The organism is Mycobacterium sp., from assembly GCF_032159765.1.
In the GTDB taxonomy this organism is placed as follows: Bacteria; Actinomycetota; Actinomycetes; order Mycobacteriales; family Mycobacteriaceae; genus Mycobacterium.
Genome location: NZ_JAVHWM010000033.1, coordinates 18,616 through 34,961, shown reverse-complemented (window position 1 = coordinate 34,961; position 16,346 = coordinate 18,616). Strand labels below are relative to the sequence as shown.

The window sequence follows — 16,346 nt, the reverse complement described above, 5'->3', positions numbered from 1 at the left end:
TCCGCTGGTTCCTGGTGTACGTCGTCGTCGAGATGGCGGCGATCGTCGCCCTGACATGGGCGGTCGGCCTGGGGTGGACGCTGCTCGTGCTGCTCGCGACGTTCGCCCTGGGAATCGCGCTGGCGGGATCCCAGCTCAAGCGGCAGGTCCGGCGGATGAGGGCCGGCTTCGACAGTCCACAGGGCGCCATTACCGACAGTGCGCTGATCGCGCTCGGGACCGTGCTCGTTGTCGTCCCCGGGATCGTCACCAGCGCGTTGGGTGTGTTGCTGCTGTTGCCGCCCACGCGAGCCGCCGCCCGTCCGCTGGTCGCGATGCTTGCCGCGCGGCGGATCCCCGTGATGGCGACCCGGCGGCGCGATTACATCGACGGCGAGGTGATTGACGTCGTCGACGTCGAACCGCCTGCCCTGCCACGCGCCCCGTCATAGCGTCTGTGCGGTGACGACGCTGCTGGTCCGGGCGCGGGTATCCAGCCCGACCCACCCCGACGCCACCGCGATGGCCGTCCGCGACGGAGTCGTCGCGTGGCTCGGTAGCGACGACGTCGGACGCGCGCAGTTTCCCGACGCCGAGATCATCGATGCAGAGGGCGCGTTCGTCGCGCCGGCGTTCGTCGACAGTCACGTCCACATCACTGGCACCGGTTTGACGCTCACCGGCCTCGATCTGCGTCCCGCCCGCTCCCTGGACCACTGTCTTGCGCTGCTTGCCGAGTACGCCCGTGCGCATCCGGAGGGCCCGTTGTGGGCGCACGGGTGGGACGAATCCGGATGGCCGCAGGCGGTGGCTCCGGCCACCGACGACGTCGACGCCGCCGTCGGGCGCAGGCCCGCTTACCTGGCACGGGTGGACGTTCACTCCGCGGCGGCGTCATCCGCTCTGCGAACGCTAAGCCCTGATCTCGCGGACCGCCCCGGATTTCATCCCCAGAACCCGCTGACCGCCGACGCGCACCACGATGTGCGAGCCCTGGTCCGGGATCTGCTCACGCCAGGACAGCGCGCCGCGGCCCGTCGCGTCGCTCTCGACGCCGCGGCGTCGTTGGGCATCGTCGCCGTCCACGAGTGCGCCGGGCCCGACATCGGCGGCTTGGCCGACTGGGCGGAGCTGCGCGACACCGACCACGGGGTCGACGTGGTCGGGTACTGGGGCGAGGCGGTGACAACGGCCGACGAGGCACGGGCACTTCTCGACCAGACGCAGGCGCGCGGGCTCGCGGGCGACCTGTTCGTCGACGGAGCGCTGGGCTCCCACACCGCGTGGCTCGCCGAGCCGTACGCCGATGCCGGCCATTGCGGGAATCGCTACCTGGAGCCGGACCTGATCGGCGCCCACGTGTGGGCGTGCACGGAGGCCGGTGTGCCCGCGGGTTTCCACGTGATCGGCGACGCCGCCGTCTCCGCAGTCGTCGACGCGTTCGCCACCGTCGTCGACCGGTTCGGGGTTGCCGCGGTGGCGCGCTGCGGACACCGACTCGAGCATCTGGAGATGATCACGGCCGACGATGCCGCCCGGCTTGGGTCGTGGGGCGTGATCGCCAGCGTGCAACCGAACTTCGACGCGATGTGGGGCGGCCCGTGCGGCATGTACGTGCAGCGGCTGGGGGCCGAACGAGGCCGCAAGCTCAACCAGCTGGCGCTGTTAGCATCCGAAGGCGTGCCCCTAGCCTTCGGCTCCGACACCCCAGTGACCAGCATGAACCCATGGACGACCGTGCGTGCCGCCGCGCAGCATCGCACCGAGGGCAGTGCAGTCTCGCCGCGCGCCGCGTTCGCCGCGGCCACCCGGGGCGGCTGGCGGGCCGCCGGGGTGCGCGACGGCGTGACGGGCACCCTGGTCCCGGGCGCGCCCGCGTCGTATGCCCTGTGGGACACCGGGCAGCTGGCAGTGACCGCGCCGGCCGCCGCGGTGCAGCGATGGTCCACCGATCCGAGGTCGCGGGTGCCCTTGCTGCCGCGGCTGGATCCCGATGATGCGCTGCCGCAATGCATTCGCACCGTCCACCGCGGCGAGGTGATTCATGGCTGACGCGGCCACCGAACACACCGGACGCCACAGCGCTGCAGAACCCGATGCACCCACCGAAGAGGTGGCCGCCGACAAGTCGGCTGCGCCGAAGGTCCCCGCCTGGATTCGCAGGCTCGGACGCGGGGTGCTCGACCGCACAGCTGAGCTGGTCGCGACGATCGTGGCCGGCCTTCTGCTTCTGGTCAGCTTCCCGCCGTTCGGCTGGTGGTACTGCGCGATCGTCGCCTTCGCCGTTCTGGCATGGGTGTTACTGCGTGAATCCACCACAGTGGCAGGGGGATTCGGCTACGGCTTTCTCTTCGGCTTTGCCTTCTACGTCCCGCTCCTGCCGTGGACGGGTGAGCTCGTAGGGCCGATCCCGTGGCTGGCACTGTCCGCAATGAGTGCGTGCTTCCCCGGCTTCTTCGGCGCCGGCGCTGTCGTCGTGAGGCGACTGCCCGGCTGGCCGATCTGGTTTGCCGCGTTGTGGGTGGCCGCCGAATGGCTGAAGTGCACAGTGCCTTTCGGCGGATTCCCTTGGGGAGTCGTTGCGTTCGGGCAGACCAGTGGTCCGATGCTGCCGATCGTGCGACTCGGTGGCGTACCGCTACTGTCGTTCGCCGTCACGCTCGTCGGGTTCAGCTTCACGGCGTTGACACTTGCGCTTATTGGCTGCTGGCGGCGGCGATCCGACTCGCCGCCGAGCGTCATCCTGCCCGGAGTGTGCATCTGCGCGGTGCTGTTCGCGATCGCGGGCGAATGGCCGGGCGTGAGACAGTCCGGCTCCGGTGCAGGAAGCGATCCGCTGATCACCGTGGCCGCAATTCAAGGCAACGTGCCGCGACTCGGCCTGGACTTCAACGCCCAGCGCCGCGCGGTGCTGGACTACCACGTTCGCGAAACTGTCCACCTCGCCGACGAGGTGCGGGCGGGACGCGCACCGCAACCCCAGCTGGTCCTCTGGCCGGAGAACTCCTCTGACATCGATCCGCTACGCAACGCGGATGCGGCACAAGAGATTTCGACTGCTGCAAAGGTGATCGGCGCGCCGATCCTGGTCGGTGCGGTGATGCAGGCACCCGAGTTCAGCCTGGACAACCCGGTCTCGACGAACACGGTGATCGTGTGGGATCCCGTCACCGGTCCCGGCGAACGGCACGACAAGCAGATCGTCCAGCCGTTCGGCGAGTACTTGCCGATGCGCAGCTTCTTCAAGCATTTCTCCAAGTACGCGGACCGCGCCGGCTATTTCAAACCGGTCGAGGGCACCGGCGTCGTGCACGCCGCAGGAATCCCGGTGGGCGTGACCACATGCTGGGAGGTGACCTTCGACCGCGCGGCACGCGAGTCCGTCCTCAATGGCGCCCAACTGCTCGCCGTTCCGAGTAACAACGCGACGTTCGGACCGGCGATGAGCGAACAACAACTGGCGTTCGCCAAGGTCCGCGCCGTCGAGCACGACAGATACACCGTTGTGGCGGGGACCACAGGAATCAGCGCCGTCGTTGCCCCTGACGGCCACGAGATGGCCCGTACGAACTTCTTTGAGCCCGCCTACCTGGACAAACAGGTGCACCTGAAAACAGATGTGACGCCTGCCACGCGGTGGGGACCGGTGGTCATGTGGGTGTTGATCGCGGTCGGGGGAGCAGCCCTTGTCGCGGGCATGCTGCAGAATGGAAGGTTAACCCGTCGGCTCAGGCCGCGCGGCACGGATAAAGGAGCCCCATGACCACCGGAAATTCCGCCGGCGGCCACGAATTCAGCGAGCGCCCCAGTAATCGCACACTGGCCATCATCCCCACATACAACGAGCGCGAGAACCTGCCGTTGATCGTTGACCGCGTGAACAACGCGCGGCCCGATGTTCACATCCTCGTCGTCGACGACGGCAGCCCCGACGGCACCGGTGAGCTCGCCGACGAGCTGGCCCTTCAGGATCCGGACAGGATCCACGTCCTGCATCGCACGACCAAGGACGGACTCGGGGCGGCGTATCTCGCCGGCTTCGGGTGGGGGCTGACCCGCCAGTATTCGGTGCTCGTCGAAATGGATGCGGACGGCAGCCACGCGCCCGAACAGCTATCTCGTCTCCTCGACGCGGTCGACTCCGGTGCGGACCTCGCGATCGGATCGCGGTACGTGCCCGGAGGGGAGGTGCGCAACTGGCCGCGCCGGCGAATGATGCTGTCGCGTACGGCCAACTGGTATTCACGGACGCTGCTGGGTACCGACGTCAACGACATCACTGCCGGTTACCGCGCGTACCGACGGGAAGTGCTGGAAAAAATCGATCTGGACGACGTGGAGTCCAAGGGATACTGCTTTCAGATCGACCTGACGCGACGCACGATCAACGACGGGTTCGCCGTCGTCGAGGTGCCGATCACTTTCGTCGACCGCGAGCTGGGCGTCTCGAAAATGAGCGGCTCGAACATCCGTGAGGCGATCGTCAAGGTCGCGCAGTGGGGCGTGCGCGGGCGGATGGACCGCGCCCGCGGTGCGGCGCCGGCGCAGCGGACCTAGCCTGACCGCCGTCTAGCCGCCGTTAGCCGCGGCGGCGGGCCCGGATGATGTCAAGCCGCTCTTTGAGCAGCTCGTCAAGCTCCTCCACACTGCGGCGCTCGAGCAGCATGTCCCAGTGGGTGCGGGGCGGCTTGACCTTCTTGGGCTCGGGCAGATCGCCCTCGATCAGGGTGCCCTCCATGCCGTTGCGGCACAGCCAGGTGCCGGGAATCTCGGCGTCGTGGGCGAACGGCACCTCGAACTCTTCGCCGTTCTCGGTGCGATACCGCGCGACTTGGCGCGGCGCCAAGTCGTGGTTGCGGTCCGTCTCGTAGCTCACGGCGCCGAGGCGGCTGCCCCGCAATACGCGATCAGCCATCGTCAGATCACTCCATTCACTGCATATATACGCAAGTTGTCCTACTAAAGGTCCAGGTAAAGCAACGCTGAAAACACGCTGGCAGTTCCCTCGCCACTTCGCGACGCGACTATCTACGATACCGGGCTTCGGGGCCTAGGCCGTCTAGAGTCTGCAGGCGTGCCCTCCAGAACCCATGCTTGCCGCTGGTGCGGGCGGGAGGTGGCCGACCCCGGGATGGGCCGCCGGCGCCAGTATTGCAGGCAGTCGTGCCGGCAGCGCGCCTACGAACACCGGGCTGCTGTCAAGGGAACCACGCTGCCGGACGATGCCGTCGTCCTGTCGGCCGACGAGGCCGAGCGCCTGTCCGATCGTGTCTATCAGCTGCGCTGTGCCGCGGAGGACGTCTCGATTGCGGTGGATGAAGGGGCGGCAAAATCTGAGCTACGCGAGCTGTGCGACGCACTGCTCCACGCGGCGAAAGCAGCCGACGGCTGGCGCTGACAGCTGGCGCTGGCGGACTTCACATCCGTCACATCCGTCACTGGCCGGGTCATAGCTCGCTGTGTCCGTCTCTCAGCGATTTCGAGCGACTTTCGCATTACCCGCACCGCCCATCTTCCGAAAGTCGCTGACAGTCGCGCGTATGCGGGCACTGCTCCACGGCTGGGCGGAGAGACTGGTGTGACCAATGTGGCTGTGAGTATCGACGAGAAATGCAGTCAGCTATAATCTTGCATAGTTGTGCAACAACCCGTATGTTCGTCAGCATGAGTGCTACAGAGACACGGTCAGGCTCGTTGACTCAGTTCATGGACGACCCGATCGGCTTCTTTGCCAGGTCGTATACCCGCATGCACGAGATCGACCGCGGTGAGCTCGAAGATCTGCAACGCCGGGCAATGAGTGTGCGATTTCAACAGCACTACGCGAGTATCGAGATGCTGCACAAGCTCGCGGACCGGTTGCAGATCACCCAAGTCGCCAAATTCGATGACGTTGTGCCCCTGCTCTTTTCGCATACCGCGTTCAAGTCGTACCCTTCGGCGCTCATCGACGCGAAACGCTTTGACTTGATGACGAAATGGCTCGACAAGCTGACAAGCTATGACCTGTCAGCCGTTGACACCAATGATTGCAACAGCATTGACGAATGGATCGACCGCCTCGACGAACAGACTCCGCTCGAGGTGATCACGTCCAGTGGAACCACCGGCACACTGTCGATCATTCCCAAGGACAAGCGCGGCGCCGAGCAGGGTATGCAGCTCTGGAAGATCTGTCTGTTCCAGGAGTTCGGAAGCGAGCCGACCGAGGCGCAGCTCAACCCGGCCGTGGACGTCATCTGGCCGAACTTCGCCAGCGGCAAACTGGGCCACCTGCGCATCGCCGACATGATCAAACGGGGGTTCACCGGCGGTGACGAATCGAAGTTCCATGCACTGTATTCCGGCGCCGTCGACACCGACCTGATGTTCCTTGCGTCGAAGATGCGGGCTGCGGCGTCGCGGGGAGAGCTCCACCGCCTGGAGATCGACCCTGCGCTGGCCGCACGCAAGGACGAGTTCCTCGAGATGCAGGCACGCCAGCCGCAGGAACTCGATGCGTTCTTCGCCAGGATCACCGACCAGCTTCGCGGCAGGCGGGTGTTCATGATCGGCACCTACGGCCTGATGTACGACATCGCGAACGCCGGTCTGCAACGCGGGGTCAAGGACGTATTCGCGAAGGACTCCGCGATTCTCACCGGTGGCGGATTGAAAGGCGTTGTGCTGCCAGACAATTTCATGGATGTGATCACGGAGTTCCTCGGCGTCGACCGCATCCAGGTTGGCTACGGCTTCTCTGAGGCCAGTACATTCCACTGGGCCTGCGACGAGGGCCGCTACCACGTGATGCCGTGGGTCGTTCCGTTTGTGCTCGACCCGAACACCAGTGAGCCGCTGCCGCGCACCGGCCGGCAGACCGGGCGTGCGGCCGTCTACGACATCTTGCTGAGGGCGCATTGGGGAGGCGTGATCTCTGGCGACGAAGTCACCATCGATTGGGACCTCGAATGCCCCTGCGGCAGAACCAGTGTCGCGTATGAGAAGGACATCATGCGCTACAGCGAAAAGCAGGGCGTGGAGGACGACCGCATCACCTGTGCCGCTACGCACGAGGTGCACAACGAGGCAGTGGACTTCATGAAAGGCGTGACGTTGTGAGCAGCTACACCGTCCCGCTCTTCCTGCGTGGCGAGGTCATTGCCGACGATCTCGTGACCTTCGCGACGCGTGGTGGAGCCGACGAGTTTCGGGCACCCGATATGACCAAGTACGTCGAGCGGCTGCCGCTCGAGAGTCCCGCAGCGATGGCGGACCTGTATGAACTGACCTTCGACGAAATCCTCGACGTTCTCACAGCTCTCGGCGACGCCCTGGACTTCGAATCCAACGTTCACATGCAAGAGGCGTACGAGGCGTCTCTTATCGCGAATGTCCTTCCGGCAGAGATGATGAAGAACAGCTACCGGGTATTGCGGCCCCTTTTCACCCGCCAGAACATTCTCGAGATCGCGGACACGCAAGTGGGTTTGGACTACCTCAACGGATGGGTGCCGCACCGATTGCACGACGGTCGCCAGTTGCGAGTGCGGGCGTTTGGCTCGCGGATGCTGCACATCCCCGCGGGCAACGGCGGTCTGGTGTCGGCGGTGACCATTCTGCGGTCAGTGATCACCCGCTCCGACGTCATCATCAAAGCGCCCTCCAACGACCCGCTCACTGCGATCGCGATCGCGCGAACACTTGCCGACGTCGCGCCCAACCATCCGATCACCAAGCACTTGGTGGTCGGCTACTGGAAGGGCGGCGACACCGCCGTCGAGGAGGTTCTCTATCAGCCGCAGCACATCGAAAAGATCGTCGCCTGGGGTGGATTGGCCTCGGTCAAGCATGTGACCCGCTACATCCAGCCCGGCCTTGAGCTGATCGCGTTGGATCCCAAGCGCAGTGCCACGATCATCGGTGCCGAAGCATTCGTCGACACGGCGACAATGCGGGAAGTCGCCCGTCGGGCCGCCGTCGACATCGGCGTTGCCAACCAGGAAGGGTGCGCGAACGCGCGGATCATCTACGTGCTCAGCGGCACCGACGCGGCGGGTCTGCAGAACGCGAATCAGCTGGGGGAGATGATCTACGAAGAATTGATGGCCTTGCCGCCGTTCGTGAGCACACCGCCGATGTTCCCAAATCGGGATCTCTTCGAGAACCTCGAATCATCGCGAATGGCAGAGGATTTCTACCGTGTCATCGGTGGTCAACAGAAGGAGGGCGCAATCGTCGTCTCGCAGTTCGATCAACCCGTCGACTACTCGACGATGCTGTCTGGCAGGGTCGCCAACATCGTCCCCGTCGACAACATCGCTAAGGTCACGCAAGCAGTGACCGCCTACACCCAGACCGTCGGGATCTATCCGGAGTCGCTCAAGCGTGAGCTCCGCGACGTCCTTCCGATGTTCGGCGCGCAGCGGCTGACCAGCCTTGGTTACGCGTGCAGCGTCGCAATCGCCATGCCGCAGGACGCCATTGAGCCGATTCGGCGCATGTGCAAGTGGATCGTCGACGAAGAGTGTGATCCGGACGTGGTGGTGCCGCTCTGGCGCCTCGGCCAGGCGGCGGCCGCGCCGTCACGCGGATGATCGAGGGTCGCACCGCGCTGGAGGTCGTCGACGGCGTCGACCTTGCCGGAAAGACATGTGTGGTCACGGGTGCGTCATCCGGGTTGGGGCGTGAGTCGGCGCGAGCGCTGGCCGCTGCGGGCGCATATGTCATTCTGGCGGCACGTAATTCGAGCGCGCTCGCCGATACCCAGGACTGGTTGCGTGCCGAGGTCGCCGGCGCGCGGACGTCCGTAGTGCATCTGGACTTGACGTCACTGGCCAGTGTGCGCGCCGCAGCCGATGCGATACAGGCGATTTCACCTGCGGTGCATGTGCTGATGAACAACGCCGGGGTGATGTTCGCACCATTCGGGCGAACTGTCGACGGCTTCGAAACCCACATGGCCACCAATCATCTCGGTCATTTCCTGCTGACGCGCCTGATGATGCCGCAGCTTGTCGCCGCCGAAGGCGCCCGGATAGTCATCCTGTCGTCGGGAGGCCACCGTATCGCCGACATCGATCTCGACGACCCGAATTGGGTGAACCGCGAATACGACAAGTTCGCGGCCTACGGCGCGTCCAAGACGGCGAACATCCTGCATATGGTGGAACTCGACCGGCGGTTGGCCGGCGATGGCATACGTGCGTATTCCGTGTGCCCGGGAGCGGTTGCCACGTCTTTAGCGCGGCACATGTCGCGCCCGGACTTTTCGAGGATGCGCGGATTCACGGATCGCCGGCTCGACTACTCCATGCCAGACGTCGGTGCGGCCACCCAGGTGTGGGCGGCGGTGAGCCCGGACCTGGCCGGCGTGGGGTGTGTTTACCTGGAGAAATGCCAGGTCACCGGTAATGTCGCGCCGTATGCGGTGGATGGCGACAGGGCCGCGAAGCTGTGGGACGTGTCCGAATACCTGTGTGACGGAGAAAGTGCATAGATATGCAGCAGCGTAGAGCAATGTATCCAGAGACTATGGGTCGTGCCGACAGGCGAAAGCAGGAGGTGCGCGACCGGATTCTGTCGGCCGCGTTCGATCTCTTTCTGCTGCAGGGGGTTACGGCCACCACCGTGGGAGACATCTGCGATCGCGCCGACGTGGCCAACCGGACGTTCTTCAATCACTTCCCGACGCGCCAGGACATGGTCCGCGCGCTCGCGGAGCGGCGGCTGCTCAACCTCCATGACGTGGTGTCGGCTCGCACAGAGGGCTCGGCAATCGAGCGGCTCGTCGGCGTGTTCGACGACATCGCCGCCACGCTGGTGAAGTCCGGGGACACCTATCGCGAAATGATCGGCGAGATGTTCGCAAGTACCGGCTTCGGGCTCCAGCGTGGCTTCGGCCTGCACCAAACGTTCCTCGAACTGGTGAAGGACGGCGTGGCCTCCGGTGAGATCGCCGCGAAGCACGACCCCCACACTCTGGCCGACATCGTCGTGGGTGCGCTGTTCTCGGGCCTGATGAACTGGACGACCGACAAGACCTATCCGCTGAAGAGCGGCCTTCACGACATGGCCCTCGCCCTCACGGACGTCCTGGCCGGCCCCTCCCGCGCAGGGAGCGGTTAACAGCTGAACTGGATCCCGACGAACTGCGGTGGCGTCACCTTGCGCAGGCAGCCGAAGGGTTCGATGCCGGCCGCGCTGAGCCGAGCAGCCGACTGGTGTGCAGAGTTCGCGCAAAGAAGGCCGGATGTTTCGCCGCGGCACCGAAAGTCGCCGAATGTCAGCGTTTGACCATCGGCCAGGGCGGGCCCGGCGCCGTTGATGAATGGTCCGGGGTCGCCGTGGAGGCTGCCCACCGTCAGCGTTTGCCCGTCGAAATCGACCCAGCCGCTGACCCAGTTCGACGGTAGGTCGGCGGGGCGCCGCGGTGGGTTCGTCAGCTTGACCATGCATGCCAGCGCGCCGTCGTCGACTTTGCTCGTCGTGCACTTGGCATCGCCTGATGCAGAGCTGAACGCGATGTCATCGCCCAGATCGGTGGAGACGCCGTCGAGGGTTGCCGTGTGGAAACCCGCGACATCGGCAGGCTGGCCTGCGCCGACCCAGGCGATGACGTCGCCGATCGGTGCACCCGGGCCGGGCGACGCTGCCGGTGGCGGCGGCGTGGCGGGCCGCGACGAACTGGACCGCGACGAGCTGGGCAGCGGGGTGAGTTTGGACGGCTGTCCCTGGCCGGTGACCGTTTGCGAGCATGATGTGAGCAGCATTACGGCGGCGACCAGCGGGACACAACGACGCATGGCTGCCACGGTATCCGGCAAATCCGAGATGCCGGTCCAACCTGAAGGGCGCGTCACGGCCGGACGGAACGCTCGAGGTTGGATAACGTCGACGTATGGCCGATGGCAATGTTCGGGTTACCACCTCGAGCGGAACTGTCGAAGGTGCGACGCGCGACGGCGTGACGCGGTGGCGGTCGATCCCGTACGCCCGGCCGCCGGTGGGCCCGCTGCGATTCGCCGCGCCCCGGCCGCCGATGCCGTGGCGCGGCGTGCGGTACTGCCACGACTTCGCGTTCTGCGCGCCGCAGCAACGCAGATACACGCTGATCGGCGTGAACAAGTACCAGCCGATGAGCGAAGACTGCCTGACGCTCAATGTGGTCGCCTCGGCAACGCCGAGCGACGAGCCACTGCCCGTCATGTTCTGGGTCCACGGCGGCGGATACATGCTCGGAAGTTCCGCGACACCGATTTACGATGGGGCCGCGATGGCCCGGCGGGGTTGCATTTACGTGTCGGCCAACTATCGGCTCGGAGCGCTCGGCTGCTTGAACATGTCGTCGCTGTCGACCGCGCAACATCGGTTCGACGACAACCTCTTCCTGCGCGATCTGGTTCTCGCGCTGAAGTGGGTGCGCGAGAACATTGCCGCATTCGGGGGCGACCCGGACCGCGTGACGATCTTCGGCGAGAGCGCGGGCGGCCACGCAGTCGCCACACTGCTCGCAGTCCCGGATGCCCGGGGATTGTTCGCGGGAGTGATCGCGGAGAGCCCGGCCAGCGGGATGGTGGTATCTGCCGACACCGCAGCCCAAGTCGCCAGGCAATTCACCGACACGCTCGGCCTCGACCCGCCAACCGCGGCGGCCGCGTTGATGGAGCTCCCGTCGCGAAGCTTCGTCAAGGCGCTTGCCCAGCTTCTCGACCGCACTGCTCAAGACATGAATGTCGGTTCGTTCGCGATCGGCCCCTGCGTTGACAGTGACTACCTGCCGCAAGACCCGTTCGTGGCGATGGCGCGTGGCGACGCGCATCCGGTGCCGGTGATCGTGGGGAATAACGCCGAGGAGTCGCGGCTGTTCACCAGGTGGCTCAAGATGCTGCCCACCACCGAGCCGCGGATCGAGCAGCTACTCGCCGGCGTGGATCCCGCTGCGCGAGAACGCATTACCTCCGCCTATCCGGGCTATCCAGGTCCGGAGGCGTGCATGCAACTCAGTGCCGACATGTTCTTCGCGTCAGCCGCATGGCGGGTCGCAGAAGCCCACAGCCGGCATGCGCCGACGTATCTCTACCGCTATGACTACGCCCCGCGGACGCTGGACTGGAGCGGGCTCGGGGCCACCCACGCGATGGAGCTGCTCGCGGTCTTCGACGTCTACCGCACCCGATTGGGCTCGCTGCTGACACTCGCCGGCGACCAGCGGTCGGCGGTGCGGGTGAGCAAGAACATCCAGCGGCGCTGGCGTGCCTTCAGCCGGACCGGAGATCCCGGGGACGATTGGCCGGCATACGACGCAGATCGCGCGGTGATGGTGTTCGACAACCGCTCGCGGGTCGAATACGACCCCAATCCGCAACGCCGGCAGGCGTGGGCGAGTTTCAGTCTGGCTCACTGAGCGAGGCTTGTCCGAGCGAACATCCAACACTGAGCGAGGCTTGTCCGAGCGAACATCCACCCTGACACCTAGGGTCAGCGCATGCCCGACGACGCAGCGCGCGCACCCTTCGGCAACTACCAGTTCGGTAGAACCTAGCTAAACGTTGTACTTGACCTGTAGAAACGAGGTCGGATGCGTGGCTGTGGCGAACGGTAGTTTGGACCTGGCTAACTCCCTGATTGAAGGGGAGCAGTGTGACCACCTCAAATTCGTACGTCGTCCCAGAGGCCCCGAGCGATCCCGAGGCGGCAGCGCTCGAGCTGATCGTGCGGTTGCCGGTCGACATTCTGCACACCGACGCGTTCGGGCCGGTGTTGCAAGACTTTTGCTCGGTGCTCGACGCGGAGGGCGCGTTCGCTGGCCTGTCATGGGCCGACGCGAAGAACATCGCCGCCGCGGTGTCGTTCGACGTCTGCACCCGCGACGACGCGTCCGATTTCCTGCGTAATCGGGCGCGCAATGTCCTTGCGGGTACCGACAACATGCCGTGGTGCGATCGCGAGGGTTCGGCGCGGGCGTTGAACATCGCCGCAACGGTGCTCGGGCTATGAGAACCCGGTGGGCCGGGTCTGACGATCGGATTTATTTGCTGCTGATTCGTCGATTCAACGCGATCCTCCGCCCAGCCTTTCTTAAGCTGGCTTGGTCGTGGCAAAGAAGGGGTTGGTCAGGATGAAACAAGTAATTGTGGGCATGGTGGGAATGGCCATACTCGCCTTCGGCATTTATCTCTGGGTCAACCACAAGGTACCGACCGAGAGCACGGTATCGGTTACGTGTGACAGGAAGGTGATGGTTCCCGGAGATAAGTGCGTTACTGGTGGCCACGAGGAGAGCTACGAGCAACGCCGCGACAAGAAGATCGAAGACGAACGCACCCCGGGCGCAGGAATTGTCTATACCGTGGTTGGGGGCCTAGTTGTTCTCGGATCGGGAATCTCCCTGTGGCTAGGGCGACCATCCGGTCGGTGATCGCCAAGTACGCCATAACGGGCGTAACGATGGCTGCTCGGGCCCGCCTCGATCGCGACAACCGAGAGGTATCTCGCTGTCGACTATGACGAGATCCGCGCGGCGATGATGGCCGCGGGTGATTGACACGTGAAACCGCGGGGGGAGAGCACTGTTATCCGATTACCGGGCCGGCGGCAGCCGTTGGCACATATAGCATTTCGGTCCACTCGTCTCGTGTGGCACCGTCGACCCTCACCCGCCATCGATAGGCTTTGCCTGCCGCCAGGCCCACGATTCTTCGGCGGCGATTTGGGCGATGAGTTGTCGCTCGGAAGACTGTGCAGCGGGCACGATTGGCCCTCCCTCTTCGGGACTGGCCAGTGCTCAAAGCTGACAAAGCGCGCGGCGCGCCGAGCGATTCGCACTCACAGTACAGCGCTCACGGCGCGGCGGTGAGGACGACACGCTTACAGCCGGACTCCATCCACGCAATCAGATCTTCGTGACGGATGACCGCGTGCTCGGTGCAGCGACAGACTCCGATAAGTCAGACGCCGCCGATCTCAAGCGGGGCGCAGCTAACTTTGATCGAACCTGTATGCGCCAGTGGGTCTGCGTCGATCGGGGTAACCGAGCCAGCTGGGCGGGCCCATCTCGTGACGGTCCTCTCTTTCCACACCACATACGGGCCTTCGGGGGTCGGGAAGACTTCGGCGAGCGCGTGACGGCTGTTGGGGCACACGACGAGAAGCTGCCTGAGGCGCGAGCGTTTGGTGCCGCGGGCGAACGCCGCCAGTAACGGTGCCATCGCCTGGCACTCATCGACGTTCATAAATCGCCCAGGTTCAGCTCGCGCGCCTCGTCAGCGGCCCGCTCGGCGGCGCTGGCACCCGTATACCGATCGAGCATTGAACGATTTGCCCAGCCCGCGACAGCCATCAAGCCCTGCTCTGATCCGCCGGCCCGTAACCATCGGGTAGCGGCAGTGTGCCGCAACAGATGCAGGTGAAAGCCTTCGATTCCTGCGGCCCGGGCACGCTCCCGCATCGTCTTGTCGAGCCCGAAGTACTTGAATGTCTTCGTTGATCGGGCACCGACCCACAGCTCGCCGCTGTCCGACAGGCGGTGTGTACGTCGAACGCGGATGTATCGGTCGATGGCCGCCGCGGTTTGCGGCCCGAACGGCACCATCCGGCCCTTGCCACCCTTGCCGCGGCGCACGATCGCGAGACCACGGTCGAGGTCGACGTCGGCCATCTGCAACCCGATGACCTCATTCGCCCGCAGCCCGGTCTCGATCATGAGCCGAGCGATCGCCTCGTCGCGGCGGTCTCGGAGCGTCTTGCCCTGGCAGGCCTTGATCAGTCGGCGGAGTTGATCGTCGGACAGCGACTCGGTGAACTTGCGGTCCTGCTTGGGAGGCTTGAGCCCGACTAGGGGGTTGGTATCGAGTTCGCCTTCGTCGACCAGCCAGGCGGCGTATCGCCGAAGTGCCTTCTGGCGCGTCAACGCGGTCGAGGCCTGGGCGCCGCGGTCGAGCATGTCTGCGATGTGTGCCTGCACGACCGGTGCGGTCAGCTCGGCAGGGGTGGTTGTCGAGTCGCACCATTTCAGGAAGTTTTCGACGTTCTCGGTGTAGGTCTTGATGGTCCGGTCCGCCTTGCGCTCAGCGCGCATCGTCAACTGCCATGACGGCAGCAGTTCCGACAGGATCAGCAAACTTTTGGCCACACCGGTAGTTTGACATACAGCGCTGTACTTCGGTGGTATCTTCGACCGTGCCTGTAAAACTGCAGGTAGAAACAGGAAGCGGAGTTATGACCTTCGGCAACTACCAGTTCGAGGTATACCTGAAGGGAATGGGTGGCCAGACACCCGATTTCCCGATGAGCTGGGCGGATCTCGAGGCGCAGGCTTCGGCTGCGATGGAGGTGGGTGCCCGCGGCTACGTGTTCGGCAGCGCTGGAACCGAAGACACCGAACGCGAGAACCGGGCCGCGTTCGCGCGACACCGGATCGTGCCGCGGATGCTGCGCGACGTGGCCGTGCGCGATCTGCGCACGACGATCCTCGGCGTGCAGCATGACGCGCCGGTGCTGCTCGCGCCGGTGGGGGTGCAGTCGATCGTGCATCCGGACGGAGAACTCGCCGCCGCACGTGGTGCGTCGGCGGCCGGGATCGGGTTCGTCGCGTCGACCGCCGCGTCGTACTCGATGGAGGAGATCGCCGCAGCTGGGGCAGACGTGCCGCGCTGGTACCAGCTCTACTGGCCGAAAGACCCGGAGCTCACAGCCAGCTTCGTCACGCGCGCCGAGGCGGCAGGCTACGGCGCCATCGTCGTCACGCTGGACACGGGGCTCTTGGCGTGGCGCCCGCGTGACCTGCAGACGGCGTACTTGCCGTTCTTGAAGTCAGTCGGGATCGCAAACTACCTGTCCGACCCGGTTTTTCGCGGCGCGCTGGCGCAGCCCCCGGAAGACAATCCGACCGCGGCCGTCCTGCAGTTCGTCGCAGTGTTCAGCAACCCGGCAGTCACCTGGGCCGATCTCGCGGCCCTGCGCGAGATGACGCGCTTGCCGATCCTGTTGAAGGGGATCCTGCACCCCGACGACGCGCGGCTGGCCCGTGACCACGGCGTGTCGGGTGTCGTCGTCTCCAACCACGGCGGCCGGCAGGTGGACGGGGCGATCGCCGCGCTCGACGCGCTGCCCGACGTCGTCGATGCGGTCGGCGACGAGTTGGAAGTGTTGTTCGACAGCGGCATACGATGCGGCGCCGACGTGGTCAAAGCGATTGCCCTCGGCGCCCGCGCCGTGCTGCTCGGCCGCCCGTACCTCTGGGGGATGGCGCTCGGCGGTGCCGACGGGGTGACTCAGGTGCTGCGCAACCTGCTGTCGGAAATCGATCTCACACTGGCACTTTCGGGCCACGCATCGCTTCGCACGGTGAATCGGGAGATGCTGCGCGGTCTGGGCGCTTAGGGTCA

16 protein-coding genes are annotated in these 16,346 nt (G+C 65.3%); 13 read left to right on the top strand and 3 right to left on the bottom strand.

Annotation, left to right across the window (positions count from 1 at the left end):
• The 4 genes from QOH60_RS03870 to QOH60_RS03855 form a co-directional block, all read left to right on the top strand.
• Window positions 1-431 (top strand): FxsA family protein (locus tag QOH60_RS03870; protein WP_526417282.1); only part of this gene is annotated, 431 nt, incomplete at its 5' end.
• A 10-nt stretch (window positions 432-441) separates the two neighbouring features.
• The gene (locus QOH60_RS03865) at window positions 442-2,031 is read left to right on the top strand and encodes an amidohydrolase (protein WP_526417280.1); all 1,590 of its coding nucleotides are present in this window, start codon (window positions 442-444) and stop codon (window positions 2,029-2,031) included.
• Window positions 2,024-3,742 (top strand): apolipoprotein N-acyltransferase, encoded by a 1,719-nt coding sequence (lnt, locus tag QOH60_RS03860; protein WP_526417278.1) that lies wholly within the window; start codon window positions 2,024-2,026, stop codon window positions 3,740-3,742. The genes QOH60_RS03865 and lnt overlap by 8 nt, the downstream gene beginning before the upstream one ends.
• Window positions 3,739-4,536: a polyprenol monophosphomannose synthase gene (locus tag QOH60_RS03855; protein WP_526417276.1), complete on the top strand. Its 798-nt coding sequence runs from the start codon at window positions 3,739-3,741 to the stop codon at window positions 4,534-4,536. Before lnt ends, QOH60_RS03855 begins: the two co-directional genes overlap by 4 nt.
• 22 nt (window positions 4,537-4,558) lie before the next feature.
• Here the strand turns inward: QOH60_RS03855 and QOH60_RS03850 are convergent, their stop codons facing one another.
• Entirely contained in the window at window positions 4,559-4,894 is a 336-nt protein-coding gene (locus QOH60_RS03850; protein WP_526417273.1) for an RNA polymerase-binding protein RbpA, read from the bottom strand.
• Window positions 4,895-5,053: 159 nt separating this feature from the next.
• Here QOH60_RS03850 and QOH60_RS03845 point away from each other — a divergent pair, with 159 nt between their 5' ends.
• From QOH60_RS03845 to QOH60_RS03825, 5 genes are all read left to right on the top strand, one after another.
• Window positions 5,054-5,377, top strand: coding sequence for a hypothetical protein (locus QOH60_RS03845; RefSeq protein WP_526417271.1), 324 nt, complete (start codon window positions 5,054-5,056; stop codon window positions 5,375-5,377).
• 266 nt (window positions 5,378-5,643) lie between these two features.
• Window positions 5,644-7,080, top strand: a complete 1,437-nt coding sequence (locus QOH60_RS03840; RefSeq protein ID WP_526417269.1) for a long-chain-fatty-acid--protein ligase — start codon at window positions 5,644-5,646, stop codon at window positions 7,078-7,080.
• Entirely contained in the window at window positions 7,077-8,555 is a 1,479-nt protein-coding gene (locus QOH60_RS03835; RefSeq protein ID WP_526417266.1) for an acyl-CoA reductase, read from the top strand. Before QOH60_RS03840 ends, QOH60_RS03835 begins: the two co-directional genes overlap by 4 nt.
• Window positions 8,552-9,457, top strand: a complete 906-nt coding sequence (locus tag QOH60_RS03830; protein WP_526417264.1) for an SDR family NAD(P)-dependent oxidoreductase — start codon at window positions 8,552-8,554, stop codon at window positions 9,455-9,457. The genes QOH60_RS03835 and QOH60_RS03830 overlap by 4 nt, the downstream gene beginning before the upstream one ends.
• 35 nt (window positions 9,458-9,492) lie before the next feature.
• Entirely contained in the window at window positions 9,493-10,086 is a 594-nt protein-coding gene (locus tag QOH60_RS03825; RefSeq protein ID WP_526417261.1) for a TetR/AcrR family transcriptional regulator, read from the top strand.
• Here the strand turns inward: QOH60_RS03825 and QOH60_RS03820 are convergent.
• On the bottom strand, window positions 10,083-10,763 hold the full coding sequence (locus QOH60_RS03820; protein ID WP_526417259.1) for a hypothetical protein: 681 nt from the start codon (window positions 10,761-10,763) through the stop codon (window positions 10,083-10,085). The two genes, QOH60_RS03825 and QOH60_RS03820, sit on opposite strands and share 4 nt — an antisense overlap.
• Before the next feature lie 95 nt (window positions 10,764-10,858).
• Here QOH60_RS03820 and QOH60_RS03815 point away from each other — a divergent pair, with 95 nt between their 5' ends.
• From QOH60_RS03815 to QOH60_RS03805, 3 genes are all read left to right on the top strand, one after another.
• Window positions 10,859-12,364: a carboxylesterase/lipase family protein gene (locus QOH60_RS03815; protein ID WP_526417257.1), complete on the top strand. Its 1,506-nt coding sequence runs from the start codon at window positions 10,859-10,861 to the stop codon at window positions 12,362-12,364.
• Between the two features lie 236 nt (window positions 12,365-12,600).
• The gene (locus tag QOH60_RS03810; RefSeq protein WP_526417255.1) at window positions 12,601-12,957 is read left to right on the top strand and encodes an amino acid aminotransferase; all 357 of its coding nucleotides are present in this window, start codon (window positions 12,601-12,603) and stop codon (window positions 12,955-12,957) included.
• A gap of 97 nt (window positions 12,958-13,054) precedes the next feature.
• Entirely contained in the window at window positions 13,055-13,378 is a 324-nt protein-coding gene (locus tag QOH60_RS03805) for a hypothetical protein (protein ID WP_526417253.1), read from the top strand.
• Window positions 13,379-14,188: 810 nt separating this feature from the next.
• Here the strand turns inward: QOH60_RS03805 and QOH60_RS03800 are convergent.
• A complete protein-coding gene (locus QOH60_RS03800; RefSeq protein WP_526417250.1) occupies window positions 14,189-15,091 on the bottom strand; it encodes a site-specific integrase in 903 nt (300 codons plus the stop codon).
• Window positions 15,092-15,177: 86 nt separating this feature from the next.
• Between QOH60_RS03800 and QOH60_RS03795 the strand changes: the two genes are divergently transcribed.
• Window positions 15,178-16,341 carry a lactate 2-monooxygenase gene (locus QOH60_RS03795; protein ID WP_526417248.1) on the top strand — a complete coding sequence of 388 codons (1,164 nt, stop codon included), beginning with the start codon at window positions 15,178-15,180 and terminating at the stop codon, window positions 16,339-16,341.
• The last annotated feature ends 5 nt before the right edge of the window (window positions 16,342-16,346 follow it).

Bases quoted from the DNA above. Each gene is read 5' to 3' on its own strand.
- lnt (WP_526417278.1), top strand. From the start codon at position 2,024: ATGGCTGACGCGGCCACCGAACACACCGGACGCCACAGCGCTGCAGAA.
- QOH60_RS03855 (WP_526417276.1), top strand. From the start codon at position 3,739: ATGACCACCGGAAATTCCGCCGGCGGCCACGAATTCAGCGAGCGCCCC.
- QOH60_RS03850 (WP_526417273.1), bottom strand. From the start codon at position 4,894: ATGGCTGATCGCGTATTGCGGGGCAGCCGCCTCGGCGCCGTGAGCTAC.
- QOH60_RS03840 (WP_526417269.1), top strand. From the start codon at position 5,644: ATGAGTGCTACAGAGACACGGTCAGGCTCGTTGACTCAGTTCATGGAC.
- QOH60_RS03830 (WP_526417264.1), top strand. From the start codon at position 8,552: ATGATCGAGGGTCGCACCGCGCTGGAGGTCGTCGACGGCGTCGACCTT.
- QOH60_RS03825 (WP_526417261.1), top strand. From the start codon at position 9,493: ATGGGTCGTGCCGACAGGCGAAAGCAGGAGGTGCGCGACCGGATTCTG.
- QOH60_RS03820 (WP_526417259.1), bottom strand. From the start codon at position 10,763: ATGCGTCGTTGTGTCCCGCTGGTCGCCGCCGTAATGCTGCTCACATCA.
- QOH60_RS03815 (WP_526417257.1), top strand. From the start codon at position 10,859: ATGGCCGATGGCAATGTTCGGGTTACCACCTCGAGCGGAACTGTCGAA.
- QOH60_RS03795 (WP_526417248.1), top strand. From the start codon at position 15,178: ATGACCTTCGGCAACTACCAGTTCGAGGTATACCTGAAGGGAATGGGT.